At 60.8% G+C, this 22,187-nt stretch carries 20 protein-coding genes; 18 read left to right on the top strand and 2 right to left on the bottom strand.

Features of this window, described 5'->3' with window-relative positions:
* Window positions 1-456: 456 nt before the first annotated feature.
* Window positions 457-1,572: a TrbI/VirB10 family protein gene (locus EJ070_RS00260; protein WP_245464775.1), complete on the top strand. Its 1,116-nt coding sequence runs from the start codon at window positions 457-459 to the stop codon at window positions 1,570-1,572.
* A gap of 12 nt (window positions 1,573-1,584) precedes the next feature.
* Window positions 1,585-1,827 (top strand): DUF2274 domain-containing protein, encoded by a 243-nt coding sequence (locus EJ070_RS00255; protein WP_029354949.1) that lies wholly within the window; start codon window positions 1,585-1,587, stop codon window positions 1,825-1,827.
* A 237-nt stretch (window positions 1,828-2,064) separates the two neighbouring features.
* Here EJ070_RS00255 and hemN read toward each other — a convergent pair whose 3' ends face one another.
* On the bottom strand, window positions 2,065-3,414 hold the full coding sequence (hemN, locus tag EJ070_RS00250) for an oxygen-independent coproporphyrinogen III oxidase (protein ID WP_091595897.1): 1,350 nt from the start codon (window positions 3,412-3,414) through the stop codon (window positions 2,065-2,067).
* Window positions 3,415-3,565: 151 nt separating this feature from the next.
* On the opposite strand from hemN, the gene EJ070_RS00245 reads away from it, so the two are divergent.
* The 14 genes from EJ070_RS00245 to EJ070_RS36030 all read left to right on the top strand — a co-directional run bounded on the left by EJ070_RS00245 (window position 3,566) and on the right by EJ070_RS36030 (window position 17,211).
* Complete coding sequence (locus EJ070_RS00245) at window positions 3,566-4,309, top strand: Crp/Fnr family transcriptional regulator (RefSeq protein WP_091595785.1); 744 nt, start codon at window positions 3,566-3,568, stop codon at window positions 4,307-4,309.
* 499 nt (window positions 4,310-4,808) lie between these two features.
* On the top strand, window positions 4,809-6,428 hold the full coding sequence (gene ccoN / locus EJ070_RS00240; protein WP_126089899.1) for a cytochrome-c oxidase, cbb3-type subunit I: 1,620 nt from the start codon (window positions 4,809-4,811) through the stop codon (window positions 6,426-6,428).
* Window positions 6,428-7,159, top strand: a complete 732-nt coding sequence (gene ccoO / locus EJ070_RS00235; protein WP_091595781.1) for a cytochrome-c oxidase, cbb3-type subunit II — start codon at window positions 6,428-6,430, stop codon at window positions 7,157-7,159. The genes ccoN and ccoO overlap by 1 nt, the downstream gene beginning before the upstream one ends.
* 11 nt (window positions 7,160-7,170) lie before the next feature.
* On the top strand, window positions 7,171-7,320 hold the full coding sequence (locus EJ070_RS00230; protein ID WP_024502864.1) for a cbb3-type cytochrome c oxidase subunit 3: 150 nt from the start codon (window positions 7,171-7,173) through the stop codon (window positions 7,318-7,320).
* Window positions 7,321-7,322: 2 nt separating this feature from the next.
* The gene (gene ccoP / locus EJ070_RS00225) at window positions 7,323-8,186 is read left to right on the top strand and encodes a cytochrome-c oxidase, cbb3-type subunit III (RefSeq protein ID WP_029354960.1); all 864 of its coding nucleotides are present in this window, start codon (window positions 7,323-7,325) and stop codon (window positions 8,184-8,186) included.
* Window positions 8,187-8,352: 166 nt separating this feature from the next.
* Window positions 8,353-9,912, top strand: coding sequence for a cytochrome c oxidase accessory protein CcoG (ccoG, locus tag EJ070_RS00220; RefSeq protein WP_029354962.1), 1,560 nt, complete (start codon window positions 8,353-8,355; stop codon window positions 9,910-9,912).
* A complete protein-coding gene (locus EJ070_RS00215; RefSeq protein ID WP_091595779.1) occupies window positions 9,909-10,406 on the top strand; it encodes a FixH family protein in 498 nt (165 codons plus the stop codon). The genes ccoG and EJ070_RS00215 overlap by 4 nt, the downstream gene beginning before the upstream one ends.
* Window positions 10,403-12,691 (top strand): cation-translocating P-type ATPase, encoded by a 2,289-nt coding sequence (locus tag EJ070_RS00210; RefSeq protein ID WP_091595777.1) that lies wholly within the window; start codon window positions 10,403-10,405, stop codon window positions 12,689-12,691. The genes EJ070_RS00215 and EJ070_RS00210 overlap by 4 nt, the downstream gene beginning before the upstream one ends.
* Window positions 12,688-12,843: a cbb3-type cytochrome oxidase assembly protein CcoS gene (ccoS, locus tag EJ070_RS00205; protein ID WP_084831491.1), complete on the top strand. Its 156-nt coding sequence runs from the start codon at window positions 12,688-12,690 to the stop codon at window positions 12,841-12,843. The genes EJ070_RS00210 and ccoS overlap by 4 nt, the downstream gene beginning before the upstream one ends.
* 238 nt (window positions 12,844-13,081) lie before the next feature.
* Window positions 13,082-13,810: a hypothetical protein gene (locus tag EJ070_RS36035; protein ID WP_128344425.1), complete on the top strand. Its 729-nt coding sequence runs from the start codon at window positions 13,082-13,084 to the stop codon at window positions 13,808-13,810.
* Window positions 13,807-14,988: a 5-demethoxyubiquinol-8 5-hydroxylase UbiM gene (ubiM, locus tag EJ070_RS00200; RefSeq protein WP_189350574.1), complete on the top strand. Its 1,182-nt coding sequence runs from the start codon at window positions 13,807-13,809 to the stop codon at window positions 14,986-14,988. Before EJ070_RS36035 ends, ubiM begins: the two co-directional genes overlap by 4 nt.
* Window positions 14,989-15,243: 255 nt before the next feature.
* Window positions 15,244-15,741 (top strand): diguanylate cyclase, encoded by a 498-nt coding sequence (locus tag EJ070_RS36700; protein WP_245464774.1) that lies wholly within the window; start codon window positions 15,244-15,246, stop codon window positions 15,739-15,741.
* Complete coding sequence (locus EJ070_RS00195; protein ID WP_348639602.1) at window positions 15,675-16,823, top strand: bifunctional diguanylate cyclase/phosphodiesterase; 1,149 nt, start codon at window positions 15,675-15,677, stop codon at window positions 16,821-16,823. The genes EJ070_RS36700 and EJ070_RS00195 overlap by 67 nt, the downstream gene beginning before the upstream one ends.
* Complete coding sequence (locus EJ070_RS36030) at window positions 16,729-17,211, top strand: transposase (RefSeq protein ID WP_329609615.1); 483 nt, start codon at window positions 16,729-16,731, stop codon at window positions 17,209-17,211. Before EJ070_RS00195 ends, EJ070_RS36030 begins: the two co-directional genes overlap by 95 nt.
* Window positions 17,212-18,027: 816 nt before the next feature.
* Here EJ070_RS36030 and EJ070_RS00185 read toward each other — a convergent pair.
* A complete protein-coding gene (locus EJ070_RS00185) occupies window positions 18,028-19,815 on the bottom strand; it encodes an ABC transporter ATP-binding protein (protein WP_126089898.1) in 1,788 nt (595 codons plus the stop codon).
* A 194-nt stretch (window positions 19,816-20,009) separates the two neighbouring features.
* Here EJ070_RS00185 and EJ070_RS00180 point away from each other — a divergent pair, with 194 nt between their 5' ends.
* On the top strand, window positions 20,010-21,368 hold the full coding sequence (locus EJ070_RS00180; protein ID WP_126089897.1) for an LLM class flavin-dependent oxidoreductase: 1,359 nt from the start codon (window positions 20,010-20,012) through the stop codon (window positions 21,366-21,368).
* Window positions 21,369-21,380: 12 nt separating this feature from the next.
* A complete protein-coding gene (locus tag EJ070_RS00175) occupies window positions 21,381-22,154 on the top strand; it encodes a DUF427 domain-containing protein (protein ID WP_126089896.1) in 774 nt (257 codons plus the stop codon).
* The last annotated feature ends 33 nt before the right edge of the window (window positions 22,155-22,187 follow it).

Genomic DNA, 22,187 nt, shown 5'->3' with positions numbered 1-22,187 from the left:
CGAGGAACTGCAGCTTCGGGGCATGAAGCCGAAGCCTCCCGTCCTTGGCCACCTTTGCCGGGCGACCTCGGTCGCCCCATCCTCGAGCGGCAGCGCAGCTCGGCATCGTCCTGACTCGGCGAGAGCAGCGTCTAGCGCAGCAGGCGATCGAAGCGCGTGAATCGCAGGTGTTTCCGCGTCGAAAATCGAGCTCAACAGACAGGTCGGTGAGAGCGTGCAAACTGCTCAGCATCATTTGAGGACTTCCCAATCCGAGCAGCACCGCGTCAGCCTCGGTGGCGCGGGGAAGGCGACAGAACAATCAGCAGCAAAGCTTGATTTCCTCACCAGCGGAGCACTGGCGGGATCTACATCCGCATGCGCTGCAGACGCCGATTCGCCGTTCACTGATGCGCCGTGACCCCACCTGATCACCGAAACTTGCCTCCCCGCCGCGTGGTGCGGTTCAGGCGCGGTGTGATCATCGCGATCGCAGCGCTCGGATCCGGCGCTGTGTTCGGCGTTGCCATGATGGCGCTCCAGGGGCCGGCCCTTCGCATCAGGGATCAGGCGGAAGATCCCTACAGCACTGAGCGCAAACCAACCGTCGAGGGACTCGATACGCTTCCCCATGACTATTCCGGCATGAAGCCGAAGCCTCCCGTCCTTGGGCCACCTTTGCCGGGCGACCTCGGTCGCCCCATCCTCGAGCGGCAGCGCCAGCTCGGCATCGTGCCGGGTCAAGACATCTCGGCCGAGGAGCAGCGTCTAGCGCAGCAGGCGATCGAAGCGCGTGAATCGCAGGTGCTTTTCCGCGTCGAAAATCGAGCTCAACAGACAGATGTCGGTGAGAGCGTGCAAACTGCTCAGCATCCATTTGAGGCACTTCCCCAATCCGAAGCAGCACGCGCGTCAGCCTCGGTGGCGCCGGCGGAAGGCGACCAGAACAATCAGCAGCGAAAGCTTGATTTCCTCAGCCAGCGGAGCACTGGCGGGATCTACAATCCGCATGCGCTGCAGACGCCGATCTCGCCGTATCAACTGATGGCTGGCAGCGTGATTGCCGCCAGCCTGATCACCGGCATCAATTCCGATTTGCCGGGCCTTGTCGTCGCGCAAGTCACCGAGAATGTGCACGACACGGTCACGGGCAACATATTGCTGATTCCGCAGGGCTCACGTCTTATCGGCGTCTACGACAGCGTCGTCGCGTTCGGGCAAAAGCGAGCGCTGCTGGTCTGGCAGCGCATTCTGCTGCCCGACGGCTCGTCGGTCGAAATCGACAATCTGCCCGCGAGCGACACCGCCGGCTACGCAGGGCTGGAAGACAAAGTCGATTTCCACACCTGGCAGCTGATCAAGGGGGTGGCGCTTGCCACATTGCTCGGTGTCGGCACGGAATTCAGCCTCGGCGAAAACGAGAGCGATCTGGTCAAGGCGATCCGGGAATCAGCCCAGCAGAACGCCAGTCGAGCCGGCCAGCGCATCACCGAAAAAAACCTCAATATCCAGCCCACCATCATCGTCCGCCCAGGTTGGCCACTGCGCGTCATCGTGCACAAGGACATCGTGCTGCGGCCATACGCGAGTTGAGCAGGAGTTACCATGGCTGACCTGAAACTTGGAAAGCTTCCAGACCGAACAGCTTCGAAGATCACCATTACCGTCAGCGCGGAGCTGGGCCAAACACTCAAGGAGTATGCTGCACTTTACCGTCAGACCTATCGTCAGTCTGAAACCGTGGCAGAACTCATCCCTTTCATGCTGGCGGCGTTTCTGGAAGGCGACCGAGCCTTTGCCAAGGCCCGAAAAGAAGGTCTGCCGACGGAGCTTGCCGAAAAATCGTGACTCCTCCGCTAGAGGCAGCTGGAACATTGCCTAGCTGTCGCGGCCTACCTGCTCCTCGCGAAGCATAGGATCAAACACCTTGGAATGCAGGTATGCGTAAGAGAGGATGTGGAAGGAAATACCGCGCAACAGCCTAAGTTTGCATTTTCGATTGGATGCGGTAGTCGCCTAATGAGCGGTCAAAATGAAACGCAGCTGGTTCGCGATCGACCAAACGGCGAGCGCACTGTGCTTTGCTCAGACCGCCACCGAGTGCCTCGCCGTTCCCCCTTTGAAATATGTATCGAACTTGGCCGCGATGGTTCGAACGAAGGGGCGACTTTCAGCCCGTACGACGAAACTGTCGCCATCGAATTCAAGCGCTCGGGCAGGATCGTGGAGGGCGATGGACCTCGAGCGATGAAGGAGCTTCTCGCCGGCTTTGCCGAACCGCTCCACCAGATCGACTGCCGAGAAGGCAAAATCACACATCAGCCGCTCGATTATCCAGCCACGGACGCGATCGTCGTCGGAAAGGGCAACGCCCCGGACGGCAGCCAACCCGCCATCCGCAACCATGCGCCCGTACCCGGCAGTCGAAGCCATGTTCTGCACGTAGCCTTGGCGAAAACGACCGATGGACGAAGGGCCAAGTCCGATCAGTGTCGGGCAGCGATCCTCGGTGTAGCCCTGAAAATTGCGATGCAAAACCCCTGCGCGGGCCGCTATGGCCAGCGCATCGTCGGGCTTCGCGAAATGATCGAGTCCTATTGCCTCATATCCCTTGGCGACAATTGCCCGCGCCGCGAGTTGAGATTGGGCGAAACGCTCGGTGGGACTCGGCAGCCATGCCTCGTCGATCATCGTCTGATGCTTCTTGAACCAGGGCACATGTGCGTAGCCGAACAGAGCCATCCGGTCTGGTTCCAAGGTCAGTGCCTGCGCCACCGTGGAACAGATCGTCTCGCGTGTCTGATTCGGGAGCCCGTAGAGCAGGTCCAGATTGACCGATTCAACGCCCCGCGAACGAACCCCGTCGACGACTGCCTTGGTCTGCAAAAAACTTTGCTCACGATTAATTGCTTTTTGCACTTGCGGATCGAAATCCTGCACGCCGAGGCTCGCCCGCGTTACGCCGATTTGAGCAAGCGCATCAAGGCGCGCCTTGTCCATGTCGTTGGTTCCGATTTCGATGCTGACCGTAGCATCCGGGAGAAGGTCGAAGCTGTCCCGCAAGGCCGCTCCAAGAGCAACCATGTCATCGGGCCTCAGCATCGTTGGCGAACCGCCACCGAAGTGGATTGCACGGACATGTGCCTTGCCGCTCACCAGACCGGCAATCGTGACGATTTCGGCATTCAGCGAGCGCAGATAAGCGGCCACCGGCTCATATTGGTGCGTCTGCTTGGTGTGACAGGCGCAGAACCAGCAGAGCTTGTCGCAGTAAGGAATGTGCAAATACAGCGAGATTTCGTCGCCACTTTCCAGCGCCTCCAACCAGCCACGGTAAATGGCAGCATCGACCCCGGAATGGAAATGCGGCGCCGTCGGATAGCTTGTGTAGCGTGGGACGTTCTCGCTGAGTTTGACAGCTATTTCCGATTGCATCTCGCGTTCACCGTGTTGCCCGCCGAACACTGCACGCATCGCTGAAGCAGACCCTGATCTCGATCAGCCGCGCGCATGGACAAACCGCCGCAGGACTTCTCTACCCTGGATGGGTATCCTGCCGGCAGTTAGGATCGGGTAAAGCGAACGCATGACCTTTCGGCAAGACATTCATACTTCCGGCATTCCTGTTCTTTGCCTCCCTTGCGAGGCACGGCGTCGCGGTGTCTGCGGTGCGCTCGATCCAGACAATTTGGTTGGGCTCGCCAAGACTTGCTCGCGTCGCCGGATCGAGTCAGGAATGGAGTTGACCGGCGAGGCACAGAACGTCGACAGCTACTCGAACGTGCTTTCAGGCGTGGTAAAGCTATCAAAGAGCCTGTCGGATGGGCGCCAGCAGATCGTCGGTCTCCAGTTTGCACCGAATTTTCTGGGACGTCCTTTCAAGGTGGAAAGCTCGATCAATGCGGAAGCGGCAACAGCAGTCACGCTGTGCTCGTTTCCGCGAGCGGCCGTCGAACGGATGATGAAGGCGTCACGGGAATTCGAGCATCGCCTGCTCAAACAGACGCTGAATGAACTCGATGAGGCGCGCGAGTGGATGGTGACGCTGGGGCGCAAGACAGCTCCGGAAAAGGTGGCGAGTTTTCTCCTCATGATGGCCCGGAATATCGATTCCAGTCTCGACGCGGCTTCCAGGTCAGCGTCCTTCGATCTGCCGCTGACGCGTGCCGAAATCTCTGATTTCCTTGGAATTACCAACGAAACCGTGAGCCGCCAACTGACGCGATTGCGGGCTGACGGGGTGATTCGGATTGAGAACGCACGCCATGTGACGGTGGACAGCATAAGCCGTCTGGAGAAGCGCTGTGGCGGCGGACGCGAGCGGCCCTAAGCGGCGAGGCCCATGTCGCATGGCTCCGGGGCGGGCCGTGCTTGCCTTCTAATGCGATGTCGCCGCGCCTTCGAAGAAGCGGCGTCACGGTCGAGACAGACAGCTTTCGGGCTTTGATAGGGACGACGACCAATCGCCAGGTGTGTTTCGGCACATACCGGCGAAGCACGGTCCTTAAGCTGCCACGGCTCGGCCGAACGATCGCGTTCGTTTCCAATGGGATCCGAACAACGTTTGGCAGGGCATCGGCAATAGCATCCAACGCGTCGCAGAGCCTCAGCTTTCGCCTCAATCGATCGCGTCTGCGCCCGCCCAACCCAGGGAACGCCTTCCATGAGGGGGTGAGCCCGCGCTGCGTTCCTCGTTCATTCGCCACCTGCTGATTGCGCCGCCGACACAAAATCGTGCGGCCTGACATAGATCAGGGCGAGGGGGCGGCGGCTGCGCAATTAGTGCGCTGCGGATTTGGCATCCACCAGATTCGAGATCGGGATCTGCAATGAAATTCGGCACAGAGATCGTCCTTCTAAGCGTGTTCGCTTTTGCGGCCCTGGTGGCCGCCGGCTTCGGCGTGGATGAACCTTTCCGCCGACATATGTGGGTGTTGTTCTTCGCAGTGGCTGGTTTCACTGCGATCCTGTTGCGCAACACGGAGTTCAAGCCAGCAGCTCCGATTGACCCATCCGCTTACATGGATGGTCCGATCCGCTACGGCGCGATCGCCACCGTGTTCTGGGGTGTCGTCGGGATGCTGGTCGGCGTGGTGATCGCGCTTCAGCTCGCCTATCCCGATCTCAACATCCAGCCCTGGTTCAATTTCGGCCGTTTGCGGCCGCTGCATACATCCGGTGTCGTCTTCGCCTTCGGTGGCAACGCGCTGCTTTGCACGTCTCTGTATGTCGTGCAGCGCACCTGCCGCGCCCGCCTCTTCGGCGGTGATCTCGCCTGGTTCGTCTTCTGGGGCTACCAGCTGTTCATCGTCATGGCCGCGACCGGCTATCTGCTCGGCATCACCGAGGGCCGCGAGTACGCCGAACCCGAATGGTATGTGGATGTCTGGCTGACCATCGTCTGGGTCGCCTACCTCTTTCTGTTCCTTGGCACGATCCTGAAGCGCAAGGAACCGCATATCTACGTCGCCAACTGGTTCTACCTGTCGTTCATCGTGACCATCGCGATGCTGCATGTGGTCAACAACCTGTCGATGCCAGTCTCGTTCCTGGGCTCCAAGAGCTACTCCGCCTTTTCCGGGGTCCAGGACGCGCTGACCCAATGGTGGTACGGCCACAACGCGGTCGGCTTCTTTCTCACCGCCGGCTTCCTTGGCATGATGTATTATTTCGTGCCCAAGCAGGCGAACCGGCCAGTCTATTCGTACCGGCTGTCGATCGTCCATTTCTGGGCGATCATCTTTCTCTACATCTGGGCTGGCCCGCATCACCTGCACTACACCGCCTTGCCAGATTGGGCGCAGACGCTCGGCATGGCGTTCTCGATCATGCTGTGGATGCCGTCCTGGGGCGGCATGATCAACGGCCTGATGACGCTGTCCGGCGCCTGGGACAAGCTGCGCACCGATCCGATCATCCGCATGATGGTGATGGCCGTCGCCTTCTATGGCATGTCGACCTTCGAAGGCCCGATCATGGCGATCAGGGCGGTCAATTCGCTGTCGCATTATACCGACTGGACCATCGGCCACGTCCATTCGGGCGCGCTCGGCTGGGTTGGCATGATCTCGTTCGGCGCAATCTACTACATGGTGCCGAAGCTCTGGAACCGTCACCGGCTCTACTCGCTGCGGCTCGTCACTTGGCACTTCTGGCTGGCGACACTCGGGATCGTCGTCTACGCCTCGGTCATGTGGGTGTCAGGCATCATGCAGGGCCTGATGTGGCGTGAATACGACCAGCAGGGCTTCCTGGTCTATTCCTTCGCCGAAACCGTCGCTGCCATGCACCCATACTACGTCATGCGCGCCATCGGTGGGGCCATGTACCTCTCCGGCGCCCTTATCATGGCCTGGAACATCACCATGACCATCCTCGGCCACCAGCGCGAGGAGGAGCCGATGCCGAGCCCCGTCGCCATCCGACCTGCGCGATCAGGAGCCAGGTAATGGGCTTGATGGACAAACACGCAATCATCGAGAAGAACGCCACGCTTCTTCTCGTTGGCTCGCTGCTCGTGGTGACGGTCGGCGGTATCGTCGAGATAGCGCCTCTCTTCTATCTCGACAATACGATCGAGAAGGTGGAAGGCATGCGCCCCTATTCGCCGCTCGAACTTGTCGGGCGCAACATCTATATGCGCGAGGGCTGCTTTCTCTGCCATAGCCAGATGATCAGGCCGTTCCGCGACGAAGTTGAGCGCTATGGCCACTACAGCCTGGCTGCCGAGTCCATGTACGATCACCCCTTCCAGTGGGGATCGAAGCGCACCGGGCCGGATCTCGCCAGAGTTGGCGACCGCTACTCGAATGCATGGCATGTCGCGCATCTTACCGACCCGCGCTCGGTGGTGCCGGAATCGATCATGCCGAGCTATGGGTTCCTGAAAGACACGCCGATCGACGTGAAGGATTTCTCGACGCATCTGGTCGCCAACAGGCGTGTAGCCGTCCCTTACACCGATGACATGATCGCGCACGCCAATGCGGATCTGGCGGCGCAGGCCGATCCCAATGCCGACACATCAGGCCTTGAGGCGCGTTACCCCAAAGTCAAGATCGGCGACTTCGACGGCAACCCGCAACAGGTCACCGAAATGGATGCCCTGCTCGCCTACCTGCAGATGCTTGGCACACTGGTCGACTTCAAAAATTACGACGAAGCCGCCGGCTACCGCTGAGGAGAACGCTGATGACCTACAATTTGATGCGGGCGTTTGCCGACAGCTGGGGCCTGGTTGCGATGGCGCTGTTCTTCGTCGGGTGCATCGCCTTTGCCCTACGCCCCGGCAGCCGAAGGCTGGCCGACGAAGCTGCCCGCATTCCGCTCGAGGACGAGTGATCATGAGCGACGAGCACATCGATGAGGTCTCCGGCGTCTCAACCACCGGCCATGAATGGGACGGCATCAGGGAGCTCAACAATCCTCTGCCGCGATGGTGGGTGATTACCTTCTACGTCACCATAGCGTGGGCGCTCGTCTATACGACCGCATACCCGGCATGGCCGATGCTGACCTCGGCAACCAAGGGCATGCTCGGCTATTCAAGCCGTAAGGACGTCAAGAACGACCTTGCCGCGGCCGAGGCCGCCAAGGGCAAGTATGTTGCAGCCATCCAGGCAAAGAGCGTCTCGGAGATCTTGACCGACGATGCCTTGCGCGAATTCGCGGTCGCTGCCGGGGCTGCCGCGTTCAAGGTCAACTGTACGCAATGCCACGGCTCCGGCGCTCAGGGGTCGAAGGGCTTTCCCAACCTGAATGACGATGACTGGCTCTGGGGCGGCAGCCCCGACCAGATCAAGCAGACGATCACGCACGGCCTCCGCTTTGCTTCCGATCCGGACACGCGACTGTCAGAAATGCCGGCCTTCGGCGACATCATCACCGCCGACCAGATCGCACAAGTCAGCGCCTACGTGGCCAGCCTTTCCGGCAAGGTCCGCGATGCAAGTCTGATCCAACCCGGCGCCAAGGTCTTTGCCGAGAACTGCGTCGCTTGTCACGGCGACAATGCAAAAGGCAACAGGGAATTCGGCGCCCCCGACCTGACTGACGCGATCTGGCTTTACGGGTCCGGCGAGACGGCCATCGCCGCCCAGGTTCGTGCGCCAAAGCAGGGCGTCATGCCGGCCTGGGTTGGCCGTCTCGGCGAGATCAAGGTCAAGGAACTTGCAGTTTATGTCCATTCGCTTGGCGGCGGAGAATAGGAATGGAAGCCCTATTCTTCGGTCACCCCTGCCAAGCGGACGAGGCCCGGCGCGAGCCGGGCCTCGACACCATTCCTAATGCGATCTGCACAACCCGGCAAGGCTGTCCTACCGCGAGGCTTTTCGACAGGTGCCCCTGACATTGGCTGGGAAAGTGGAGTTGCACGTGCGTGACAAGACGCAGTTGACACGGCTCGAAACAGAAACTGTCAATGCCGCCAAAACCCGCAAGCCCCTTTATGCCGCGCGTCAAAAGATCTTTCCGAAGCGCGCCTCGGGCAACTTTCGCCGCTTCAAATGGCTGGTGATGACGATCACACTTGGCATCTATTACCTGACTGCGTGGCTGCATTGGGATCGTGGCCCATTTGCCCCGGACCAGGCCGTGCTGCTCGATCTCACCAATCGGCGCTTCTACTTTTTCTTCATCGAGATCTGGCCGCAGGAATTCTTCTATGTGGCCGGCCTCCTGGTCATGGCCGGTGTTGGACTTTTCCTGATTACCTCTGCTGTCGGCCGTGCCTGGTGCGGCTATGCATGTCCGCAGACCGTGTGGGTCGATCTGTTCCTTGTCGTCGAGCGTGCGATTGAGGGGGACCGCAACGCCCGCATGAAACTCGATGCCGGCCCCTGGACCGCCCGCAAGCTGATGCTGCGGGTCTCGAAACACGCCATCTGGCTTGTCATAGGGGCGGCGACCGGTGGCGCCTGGATTTTCTATTTCGCTGATGCACCAACACTTGTGGGCGAGCTTTTCACCGGTACCGCCGCACCTGTCGCCTACATCACCATCGCCGTGCTGACGGCGACGACCTACACCTTCGGCGGCCTGATGCGCGAACAGGTCTGCACCTATATGTGCCCATGGCCGCGCATCCAGGCAGCCATGCTCGATGAGAATTCGCTCACCGTCACCTACAATGACTGGCGCGGCGAGCCGCGATCGCGCCACGCCAAGAAGGTGCAAGCCTCGGGGCAGTCCGTCGGCGACTGCGTCGACTGCAATGCCTGCGTCGCGGTCTGCCCAATGGGAATCGACATTCGCGACGGCCAGCAGCTCGAATGCATTACCTGCGCGCTGTGTATCGACGCCTGCGACGGCGTCATGGACAAGCTCGGCAAGGAGCGCGGGCTGATCTCCTACGCGACGCTCTCCGACTACAACGCCAACATGATGCTGGCGACCGCAGGCGGCTCCAGTTCAATCAATCCGTCGCTGGTCAGGACTGCTGTCGGCACCTTCTCCGATCAGGTGGCGCATTTTCACATTCGCAAGATCTTCCGGCCGCGCACCTACGTCTACATGGGCTTGTGGTCGCTGATCGGGCTGGGCCTGCTCTATTCGCTGCTGACGCGCGATCGGCTCGAACTGAACGTGCTGCATGACCGCAATCCGCAATTCGTCACACTATCCGATGGCTCCATCCGCAATGGCTATAGCGTCAAGCTGCTCAACATGATCCCTGAGCCAAGGACAATCGTCGTCACCATGCAGGGTCTGGAGGGTGCCGACATGGTCGTCGTCGGCGACGACATCCCGGCCGGCCGGTCTTTCGCCATCCCGGTCGAACCCGACCGCCTGAAAACGTTGAAGGTCTTCGTTCGCCAACCGGCGGACCAGATCCACGCCCCGGCACAGACCTTCAAGTTCCGTGTCGAGGATAAGGCGAGCTTCGAGTCGAACGAGTACGCCGCCACATTCAACGCGCCAGAGGCCGCCAAATGACCGCCAATGCCCAAAAGCCTCGCGAATTCACCGGCAGGCACATGCTGGCCATCATTCTCACCTTCTTCGGGGTGGTCATCGCGGTCAACCTGACCATGGCCACGCTCGCCAATACGAGTTGGACCGGCCTCGTCGTCGAGAACACCTATGTGGCCAGCCAGCAATTCAACAAGGAGGCCGAGGCCGGCCGCGCTCAAGCAGCGCTCGGTTGGACCGGCAAGCTGACCATCGCATGGGGCGAAGTCCGCTACAGCCTCTCCGACGCTGCAGGCAAGCCGGTTCCTCTGCACGGCGTCAAGGTGCTGTTTCGTCATCCCGCCTACGAGAAAGAGGACAAGTCCGTCACGCTCGCCCTCGCCTCCGGCCAGGAGTTCGCCGCCCAGCATATGCCGAAGGACGGCGTCTGGATCGTCGAAGTCGACACCGATGCCGGCCTGACACGACCCTATCGCGACGTCCGCAGGATTATGATTTCTCATGGAGCGCTGCAATGAGCTGTTGTGCACCGGGCGCTGAAATGGCGCTGGATCTGAACGGCGCCACGTCGGTCCTGCCATCCAGCCAGGAGATCAGGTTGGCGAGCCGATCGCTTGGCGATGATCTTCGGCAGACCGATCTTTCAGTGCCGACGGTTCATTGCGCCGCCTGTATCCAGACGATCGAGGCGGCACTTGGAAAGCTCGATCACGTCGAAAGCGCGCGCGTCAACCTGTCGACGAAGCGGGTCGCGGTCCGGTGGCGAGGAGACGAGGTGCCACCCTTCGTCGCCGCGCTTGGCAGGCTGGGCTACGAGGCGCATCTGTTCACACCCGAGGTCGATGACAAGGACAAGACGCTTGCCGAACTGATCCGCGCTGTCGCTGTTGCCGGCTTTGCGGCGGGGAACATCATGCTGCTTTCGGTCTCTGTCTGGTCCGGCGCCGAAGGTGCTACCCGCGACCTGTTTCACTGGGTCTCGGCGCTGATCGCCATTCCTGCCCTCGCCTTCGCCGGCGGAATCTTCTTCCGTTCGGCCTGGAATGCTTTGCGCCATGGTCGCATGAATATGGACGTGCCCATCGCGGTCGGTGTTTCGCTCGCCTATGCCATGAGCCTCTATGAGACGATCAATCATGGCGACCACGCCTATTTCGACGCGTCGGTATCGCTGCTGTTCTTCCTTTTGATCGGGCGCACGCTGGATCATGTGATGCGGGAGCGTGCCCGGACTGCCGTGAAGGGCCTGTCTCAGATGGCCGCGCGTGGCGCAATGGTGATGCGCGGCGACGGCGCGCGCGACTATCTGCCGGTCGGCGAGATCGAACCAGGCATGCGGTTGTTGATCGCGGCCGGTGAGAGGATCCCCGTCGACGGCAAGATCATCCAGGGAACGTCGGATCTCGACTGCTCGCTGGCCTCAGGCGAAAGCACGCCGAAAAACGTGGCGCCGGGCGAAGCAGTACAGGCCGGCGTGCTCAATCTTACCGGCCCGCTGACGATCCAGGCGACAGCCGCCGCAAAGGATTCGTTCCTGGCGGAGATGGTTCGGCTGATGGAATCCGCCGAGGGCGGTCGCGCGCACTATCGCCGCATCGCTGATCGCGTGTCGGCACTCTACGCGCCCCTGGTTCATCTCACCGCCTTCGTGACATTCCTGGGCTGGATGGCGGCGACCGGCGACTGGCACCGGGCGATGACGATCGCCATCGCTGTTCTCATCATCACATGCCCCTGCGCGCTCGGCCTCGCCGTGCCGATCGTCCAAGTGGTCGCGGCGCGGCGGCTTTTCGAGAGCGGTATCATGGTCAAGGACGGTTCGGCCATGGAGCGCCTCGCGGCGATCGATACTGCCGTGTTCGACAAGACCGGCACGCTCACGCTCGGCCAGCCCCGGCTGGTCAATGCGGACTCGATTGATCCGGGCATGCTGGCAATCGCCGCCGACATGGCCGCGCATTCGCGTCACCCGTTTTCAAAGGCCATGACCGGCTTTGCCGCTCCTGGCGGGCAACACAAATTCGATGCCGTCACAGAGCATCCGGGGTTCGGGATCGAAGCCACTGTCGCCGGAAGCACCTGGCGGCTGGGTCGACGCGGATGGGCTGGATGGAAGGCCCGGACCGGAGGTGAAGGCAAACATGGCTATGGTGGAACGGCCCTGACAAAAGACGGGTTCATTGTCGCGACCTTCGATTTCGAGAATGCGCTGCGCGCCGACGCGGCGGCGGCGATCAAGCGATTGAACGATGCCGGGGTGTCGATGCAAATGCTGTCGGGCGATACCGCCGCAGCCTGCGCCGAAGTGGCAAAGCTGCTGGATATCGACGACTTCGTTCCGTGCCTGCTGCCATCGGGCAAGCTCGAACGCATCGAAACCCTCGCGAAAGTTGGGCACAAGGTTCTGATGGTTGGCGACGGCCTCAACGATACGCCGGCCCTGAGCGCGGCGCATGTCTCGATCGCACCGGCCACCGCCGTCGACATTGGCCGCAACGCGGCAGACTTCGTCTTCCTGCGCGAAAGCCTCCTGGCGGTGCCGCTCGCCCTGGGCGTCTCGCGCAAGGCAGGAAACCTGATCCGGCAGAACATCGCAATCGCAATCGTCTACAATGCGGTGGCAGTACCAATCGCCATCCTCGGGCACGTCACGCCTTTGATAGCGGCGATTGCCATGTCTGCCTCATCGCTGCTTGTTATTGGAAACGCATTGCGCTTGCACGGCTTCATGGCGAATGCGACGGTGCAAGTTATTCAAAAAGTCAGACGCTCCGCAGTCGGCTATTCGGCACAATCCTCGTGACGACCTTGCTCTATCTCATACCAGTGGCCCTTTTTCTGGGTGCACTGGGCCTGTCCGGCTTCGTCTGGGCATTGCGAAGCGGTCAATACGAAGATCTCGACGGAGCCGCCGAGCGGATACTAATTGATCGGGACGACAAACCGGGACGCTGATTTCAATCCGCTGTGCATAAGATGCGCGGATCCCGCTCGTCAGTCGAGCCGGCTCGGTCGGGAACAAGCTGTCCATCCTCCATGACCAGCTTGACCTAAGCTGGGCACTACATTGATTTGTGAAAATCCACTGTCGTGCGAAGGACTGCCTTCCCATGCACCCAGTATGAGGCGGCTGATGCCGCGAGAGTACCTCGCGCGGCCGGACGAGCTTCGCACTGTGCGCACGGGTAACAAGTTGAGCGTCGCGATCGATCACCCGAGCGTGAACTACCAGTGCCGGTTGATCGTGCCCTGGCTGATCCAGATCAGGGTCATATTCGCATCAGTGGTGCTTTATAGGCCAGTCTTCGAAGGAGAATGCATGACTTATGTATCGCGGCCAGACGCGTCCACCTCTGATGGGGTTGCATGCTTCATTGCCGATCCATGCCAATTTCCGGCCCTGCGCCTTGCAGCAATGCGGTCACCGAAACTCAGCGCAGATCACGGTGTTCCGCACGTGGTATCCACTCGTCACGACGATAATAATAGGCAGAATCCCATGAGCGCCGTTCACATCATCGACTGCCACAACGCGAATGACTACTTCGCCGACAGGGCGGACGGACCGATCACACAGAAGATGCTAAAGACTGTCAACATCCGCGCGGAGCTCCACATTGCTTTGGACCGAAAGCATTTTCGTGAGGCTGTAGTCCAAGCGAACAAGGCGAAGTGCGACGTGCTTCACATCGCTGGGCACGGCAATGGAGACGGGATCGCTTCGTCCAGTGGGCGAGGTAGCCTTCTTTGGGCTGACTTCGTAGAAATGTTCCAAGGCTCGGATCCAGCGCCGAAGATCCTCGTGATGTCAATGTGCTGCGGAGCATCATACGCGTTGGCGGCGGGCACGGAGCTCAGCGGATGTCAGTCGGCTCAGTTCCACCGTTACACGAGGATAGCCGACGGGATGGCGGCACGCTGATGGGCTCTGACGACAATTTTGACATCGTTGTCGTTGGAGCCGGGCCGGTCGGCCTTTCGTTCGCTGCGTCGCTTGCCCAAAGCGAACTCAAGGTGGCAGTTGTTGAACAGAACACATTCGATAGTCTGGCGAATCCGGCTTTCGATGGTCGCGAAATCGCGCTGACCAACGCTTCGATCAGAACCCTTCGCGAGCTCGGCGCCTGGGATGTCATCCCGGCTTCGGACAAATCAGCAATTCAAGGCGCGCGCGTGCTCAACGGCTCGAGCGCATTCGCTCTTCGTTTCGATCCTCCCAGCAACTCTGGAGAACCGCTGGGGGTTTTGGTTCCAAATTGCCGGATCCGCGAGGCGCTGTTCAAAATCGTCCGCTTGCAGGATCGCGCCCGGCTGTTGTGCGGCCACTCGGTCGTCGATGCAACAAACAGCCAAGAAGGAGCAGTCGTAACGCTCTCTAATGGCGCGCGTTTAACTGCTCGGCTTGTTGTTGCCGCGGATTCGCGTTTGTCCGCCACGCGTGATCTGCTGGGCATCGGCGCCGATATCAACCGGCTTGGCCACTCGATGCTGATTTGCCGAGTGAGGCACGAGCGCGCCCACCACCAGATCGCCATCGAATGGTTCGATCACCATCAGACGATAGCGATATTGCCCCTCGCGGAGGGCGTGTCGTCGCTGCTGCTCACATTGCGCTCAAACGAGGCCTATAGACTGCTTGCCTTCGATGACGATTTGTTCCTGTCGGAGTTGACGAAACTGTGTCGAGGGCGCCTTGGAAAAATGACCTTGGCAAGCAAGCGCCATACCTATCCGCTGGTCACGACCTGGGCGCACAAATTCCGGGCCCCGAGCGCCGCACTCATCGGCGACGCTGCCATCGGCATGCACCCGGTGACCGCTCACGGATTCAACATCGGTCTCAGCAGCCAGAAGCAACTCGCCCGTGGAATCATGACTGCGTGCCGCGACGGCCGCAATGTTGGCGACCCCGACATGCTGCACATATACGAAAGGCGGCTGCGCCTGTCGGCGGCGCCGCTCTACCATGCAACGAACATACTGGTTGGACTCTACTCCAGAGACCACCTGGCGGCACGGCTTGCAAGGCATCTGGGGCTTCGCTTTGCCCAACATGTTCCCCTTGTCCGGCATGGGATTTCGGCGGAGCTCCAGCGGTGATACTGCACCAGCAGTTGCATTTTGCGCGATGTGCTGGGCGAGCGATGGGAGAGAGTGCATCATGCGCCGGAGTAATCCTGCTCCCGACGCTGATCTCCGATTGAAGAATTAACCCGTCCTTCAGGGGGCTGCATAGGCTGCGGACAAGCAGGAGTAAGCAAGCTGACCCGTCCAGCCCTGGAAAAAGAAGATCCGCTGGAGGCGAGAATCCTTCAGGACCAGCTCGCTGATCTGAGGGCAGGCCTTTTCGTCTCAATGCCGATAAGCATTGTGCTGTCCGGGCTGATTTTGACCGTGCAGGCCCTTCTGGCGGGCATTTCAGCTGGCGCGGTCACGTACGGCAGCTCATATGCTGCGGCAGCGATATACTTCATCACACCGCCACTCCTCATTGCCGCCGCATGCTTGCTGACGAAGGGAACCCTGGAAAACTACATTCTGGCTTTTGCCGTCCTGCTTTTCGAGGGCGGCCTGGCTCGAGCCTCGTTCGTTGGACAAGCGCGCTTCCGTGACGCGAGCCGCCTGAGACATCAAGCCGAGCGGCTTGCCGCGGAAATGGAGCGCAATTCCAGGGAGGACCATCTTACCGCGCTCCTCAACAGGCGCGGCCTCGAACATGCAATCGATCAGTTTGAGAACACTGATGGGCCCTTTGTGGCCATGCTGATTGATCTGGATGGGTTCAAATCTGTCAACGATACCTACGGTCACGTACGGGTGACGAGCTGCTTGCCAGGATCGCCCGCCGAATAGAGGAAGAAGCACCGGAGGGCTCAACGCTCGCCCGCATCGGTGGCGATGAATTCGTGCTGGTTTTTTCCTCGCTTAGAAATTCGCCTTCTCCCAGCAATCTCGCATCCAATCTCATATCCAAGCTTGCTCGCCCCTATCCTGGCGTCGCCTCCGTCCGGATCGGGGCATCCATAGGAATATACTCGGCTAAAAACCCGGGGCTGACGGAAATGTTGTTGCGGGCGGACATCGCCCTTTACACAGCTAAGCGCCGTGGCAGGAACGAATTTTGCCTGTTCGATGCCGAGCTCGACCGGGAACTGCAACGCCGCCAGTCAATCGAACGCGATCTTCATTCGGCGATAAAGACGAGAAGCTTGGGCCCTTGGTTCCAGCCAATCGTAAGACTCGACACCGAAGCTGTGATCGGTTTTGAAGGGTTGCTAAGGTGGTCCCATCCGATTCACGGTTCCATCTCTCCGCCCGAAATCATGACAGCGGCACGCGAAACCGGAATGCTCCAGCTGCTAACTCAAGCTGTATTTTCCGAATGTTGCGCTTTTATCGACGCCTTGGTGAAAGCTGACTGTCGTGATGTTCGTGTGACGATGAACGTTTCACCGCGCGAATTGGAGGCCGGCGATATCGACGAAATGGTTCTGAATGGTCTGGCGGCAAAGGACCTCCCTGCAACGATGTTCGAAATTGAGATAACAGAAGAATCGCCCGTGGACCCGGACAGGGTCGATGAAAAGCTCGGACGGCTTTCACATGCCGGCATTTCCATCGCGCTCGATGTCTTCGGCACCGGCTTTTCCACGTTGGCATCGCTCAAGGACAGTCGGATAAGGAAGGTGAAAATAGACCAGGGCTTCATTCGCGGTTTAGCCAAATCGCGGGAGGATCGGCTGCTTGTCAAAACCGTGATCGATCTTGGTCGGACGCTCGGGATCGAGGTCATGGCCGAGGGCGTCGAGACAGAGGCGGATCGGCAAACTCTGCACAAGCTTGGCTGCAAAACCGCTCAGGGCTTCCTGTTCTCCAAGGCGGTGCCACTCAGCCAAGCGCTTGGTTTGGCAGTTAAAGAGCGCCAGGAGTTGTGACCGGCATCCGCCATTCGCTCACGCGCGCCACCTCGCCGGGTTCAGCGGTATCCTGCAAGTGGATGGCTACTCGGCCTATACCAACCTGGTCAAGGCACGGGACAAAGCCGGCAGCAATGAAACAATCCGGCTCGCCGGGTGCTGGGCTCACCTGCGGCGCAAATTCTACGACCTGCACATCAGCGGGATCTCGCAGGGCCGCGACGGGTTCGATCACCGCCATGACCGAATTGTGGAAGGTCGAGACAAGGTTCGTGGCAAGGATGCTGGAAGCCGCGCCGCGCTGCGTCAGGAAAAGTCCGTGGCCATTGTCGCGAGCCCCTTCGATCTATGGGAAGCGGAACTGGGCAAGGTCTCGGGGAAATCCAAAACCGCCTTGCGGGGCTGACCTTCCATCTGGTCCGTGGTTAGCTGATAGGCGGTTTATTTGTCGTGCAACGTGCTCTTTCAGCCTAAGCTGCTCCACGCGTGGGGTACCAAATGTCAGACTTTCACCACTAGGAAATCGCGAACGGGCGCGGCGCTTACTGGCCGCATTGCCGCAAAATAGCGTCGGAAGGTGGGATCGGCGTGACGTTGTTACTCAGAGTGAGTGGTCCCGAGAGTTGAGGGCAGAATCGAAATTCGCGTGTTCCTATAGCGCATCTCCGATCGGGGGCCATCGCCACGAGCAGCAGATGAGGCAATGCGAAGCTTGGTCGATCGACAGAGTGATGCGGCACGACATCCATTTCCTACCAGCCCATTCCCCCCGATACAGCCGCGCGGCTACTCGAACCTAGAGCTGTCGAGCATGAGCAAACACCGTCCTTGTTGTGTTCTGAGAACTCCAGCTTTACCTCGCCGAATGGCAGCTCGCAAATGATGCAATCAAAAGTGTGCATACCGCGGCAGCGACCACATTGTTTCAGTCTTTTCAACAGCGTAAGAATCTGACGGTATTTTTGACGGTACTCACTGGTTGTGTGACTTAAATTAAGTAATTGAAACAATCAGGTACGGCCTTAATTGATGATTGAGTGGGAATGATTTGGGGTCCTTCGCGGACTATCGCTAATTATCGCTAACCCGCTCTAAGCAACTGATTTTCAAAGCAGAAATCTTCAGCATCTATCGCGGACTATCGCGTGCAAAAGGACCGGCCAGGGCGCGGATGGTCGAAGTCTCAGAAGGCCAGCACTACTCCGTTGCGGAACAACCAGCCCTACAGCTTATGGCAGGCAATGGTGTGACCCGGTCCAAGCTCCTTAATTGGCGGTTCCGCTGTTCGGCACGCTTCCTCCACCAAGGGACAGCGGTCGGCAAAGCAGCACCCTTTGGGCCTTGATGCGGCTTCGACCAGGATGGACACGACCGACGCTTGGTCTTCCGAAGACGCGGCCAGAAGCAGGCTTGTGTAGGGATGATTAGGCCCGCGAAAGACTTGCTCGGATGAGCCGGTCTCGACCAGCCGGCCGCGATAGAGCACGCCGATCCGGTCGGCCATGTAGCGCACCACCTTGAGGTCGTGGCTGATGAACAGATAGGTCGTGTCCTTGTCGCGCTGCAGGTCGTTGAGCAGGTTGAGCACCGTCGCCTGTACCGAGACGTCGAGCGCCGAGGTCGGCTCGTCCAGCACCATCACTTTCGGCGCGCCGGCGAAGGCGCGCGCGATCGCCGCCCTTTGCCGCTGGCCGCCGGAGAGCGAGCGTGGCTTCTGTTCGGCGGTCGTTTCCGCCAGCCGGACGGAACGCAGCAGGTCGGCGACGCGTTCGCGCGCCCGGCTCCGGCCAAGTCCGGCTAGCCGCCGCAGCGGTCGGCTGATAATCCGCCCGATCCGGTGGCGCGGATTGAGCGTGCGGTCCGGCGACTGGAAGACCATCTGCACGTCGCGCCGCTCGCTCCGCGCTCGCTTCTCGACGCGCGGCGCGACCTTTCTGCCGAACAGCTCGACCGATCCTTCGCTGGGTACCTGCAGGCCGGTGACGATCCGTGCCAGCGTCGATTTGCCGGAGCCGGATTCGCCGATCAGGCCAAAAGTTTCGCCCTGGCCGATACTGAGATCGACATTGTGCAGCACGGCCTGCGAACCGAAGGAATGGCTGACGCCCTTGCAGGCGATGGCGACCTGTCTGTCCCTTTGATCTGTCCGTGCGGCTGCCGCCTCAGGGCGATCGCGAACGGTTGTGCTGGTCTCGGCCAGCCGACCGTCACGCTTGGTGAGATTGAGCGCCGGGATCGAGGCGATCAGCGCCTTGGTATAAGCATGGGCAGGGTTGTCGAAGACATTGCCGGCAGCACCGGTCTCGACCACCGTTCCCGATTGCATGACCGCCACCCGGTCGCAGGAGCGGCGTATCAGGTTGATGTCGTGGCTGATCAGAAGAATGCTGGTTTTGTGCTCCCGGCGCAGATCGTCGAGGATGGCGATGACCTCCGACTGCACGCTGGCATCGAGCGCCGTCGTCGGCTCGTCCAGCACCAGCAGCGAGGGGTTGAGCGCGATCGCGATGGCGATGTTGGCGCGCTGCTGCATGCCGCCGGAAAGCTCATGCGGATAGAGATCGAGCACCCGCTCGGGATTGCCGACGCGCACACGCTTGAGCAATTCGGTCGAACGCCAGCGCGCTTCTTCGTATCGGACCGGCCGATGGCGCATGATCGTCTCGCCGATCTGTCGCCCGATCGTCATCGCCGGATTGAGCGCGGCGCCCGGATGCTGGTAGACGGCCGCTATGCGATCGCCCCTCAGTCCGCGCAAATCCTCGCCGGAGAGGCCGCGCATTTCGCGACCCAGGAACTCCAGCGCCGAGGCCGCCAGCCGGGCATTCCCCGGCAGGTAGCGCAAAATGGCAAGCGCCACCGAGCTCTTGCCTGAGCCCGACTCGCCGACCAACCCGAGCGCCTCGCCTTGATCGATCGAGAGCGATACCCTGTCGACGGCGGATTGCCATCCTCTCCTTCCGCCGTAGGCGATGGAAAGTTTTTCCACGTTGAGCACTGAAGGGGACATCAAGAACCTCGAAAACACTTTCTTTCGGTGCCCTCATCAAGGGCAATCGCTTCCGCTTCCGTAGTATATAATATCTATAAAATTACTCGAATTAATGCGCAGCGCAATCTAGCCTTTCACTTGATCGAGAGATTCTGATTGCGCTGGTCGATGCGTCGCCAGGGTCTCTCGCGCGGATTTGCAAGGAGGCCGGCATGGCGCGAAATCACATGATCCTCAGCGCATTCTTCTTCAACCCGCAGGGCGATCACCGCATGTCGTGGCGGCATCCGCGCGCGCCCGGCCGGGAAGTGCTCGGCTTCGATTACTACCGCGAGCTGGTCCAGGCCGCCGAGCGCGCCAGGATCGACACCATCTTCGTCGCCGACCACGTGTCGATCTGGGATTCGGTGAAGAGCGGCGTCGCGCATTACGCCAATGCCCGCCTCGAGCCGTTGACGCTGCTCTCGGCCCTTGCCGGCGTGACCAGGCACATCGGCCTCATCACCACCGCGTCGAGCTCCTACAGCGAGCCTTACAACGTGGCGCGCCTGTTCGCCTCGCTCGACCATATCAGCCAGGGCAGGGCGTCCTGGAACGTCGTCACTTCCGCCATGGACGAGGAAGCCCGAAACTTCGGCCGCGACGGCAACATCGAGCACGCCTTCCGCTACCAGCGCGCCGCCGAGTTCCTCGATATCGTCAAGGGGCTGTGGGACAGCTGGGAAGACGAGGCCCTGCTGTTCGACAAGGCCTCCGGCTACTTCGCCGATCCGGACAAGGTCCATGTGCTCGACCACCGCGGCACGCATTTCAAGGTGCGCGGACCCCTCAATGTCCCGCGGCCGCCGCAGGGCCATCCGCTGATCGTGCAGGCCGGCTCATCCGAGGACGGCAAGAACTTCGCCACCGCGCACGCCGACGCCCACTTCGCCATCTTCAGCACCAGGGAAGACGGCATCAGATACCGGCAGGACATCAACGACCGTCTCGCCCGTCACGGCAGGCGGCCGGAGAGTTTCAAGATCCTGCCGGGTATCCTGCCGATCGTCGCCGCTTCCGAGGCCGAGGCGCGCGACAGGCAGGATTACCTGCAGACGCTGCTCCCCGATCGCGTCGGCATCGATCTCCTGTCGAGCTGGAGCGGCATCGACTTGTCGGCCTATCCGGCGGACGGCCCGCTGCCGCAGCTTCCCGACGAAAGCACCTTCAACGGCGGCCGCACCTCGCTCAACCGCGTCAAGCACTGGGCCTCGCAGAACCTGACCCTGCGTGAGATCGCGCGAAAACTCGCCAACAGCGGCTCGGTGCCGACTGTCGCCGGCACGCCGAAGCAGATCGCCGACCAGCTGCAGGACTGGTTCGAGGCCGGCGCCGCCGACGGCTTCAACCTGATGTTCCCGTTGCTGCCCGAGGACTGGGTGAACTTTGCCGAGCAGGTCGTGCCCGAGCTGCAGCGCCGCGGCGTCTTCCCGACCGAATATGCGCCGGGCACTTTGCGCGACCGCTTCGGCCTCGCCCGTCCCGCCAACCGCTTTGCCGAGCAGCGCGCCAACGTGCGCGCCGTATCCTGAGGGAGAATCGTCATGACCGCCGCTCCAAGACTGCAGCCGCGGGAGGCGACCGCGCCGCAGCTGATCAATGTCCTGCACAGCCCCAAGCGTATCCGCGTCAAGTTCGGCGGCCGCGTCATCGCCGACAGCCGCAACGTGCTGGTGCTGCGCTCCAACCATTTCCTGCCGATCTATTTCTTCCCGCTGTCGGCGGTCGACCAGTCGGTGCTAAAGCCGTCGAAGCACGGCCAGCAGCATGCGGTCGGCGGCGAAACGAAATACTGGGATATCGACACGGGCGACAGGCGCGCCGCAGATGCCGCCTGGTCGTTCACCGCACCGCCCGACGAGAACCTTGCGCCGCTCGCCGGCCGCATCGCCTTCACCTGGAACCTCGTCGACCAGTGGTTCGAGGAGGAGGAAGAGGTCTTCGTCCATGCCCGCGATCCCTATGCCCGCATCGACGTGCTGCAGAGCGCGAGCCATGTGCGCATCTGGTTCGACGGCGAGCTGATCGCCGACAGCCGTCGTCCCGTGCTGCTGTTCGAAACGCACCTGCCGACGCGTTTCTATCTACCGCTGGAGGATGTTCGCCTCGATCGGCTGAGGGCCTCGTTGACGCGGACCCGATGTCCCTACAAGGGCGTCGCCTCCTATTGGTCCGGTGTGCTCAAGGATGGCTCGCTCAGCGAAGACATCGCCTGGAGCTATCGCGATCCGATCGCTGAGATGCCGAAGATCAAGGGGCTGATCGCCTTCTATCCGCAAGCAGTCGACCGCATCCATCTCGACGGCCAGCCGGTCTGATCCGGCCCCGTCGTCTCTACTTCATTTCAAAAC

The sequence above is a fragment of the Mesorhizobium sp. M1E.F.Ca.ET.045.02.1.1 genome, assembly GCF_003952485.1.
Lineage (GTDB): Bacteria > Pseudomonadota > Alphaproteobacteria > Rhizobiales > Rhizobiaceae > Mesorhizobium.
The sequence above is the reverse complement of the archived record's forward strand: the minus strand, read 5'-3'. Positions and strand labels throughout refer to the sequence as shown.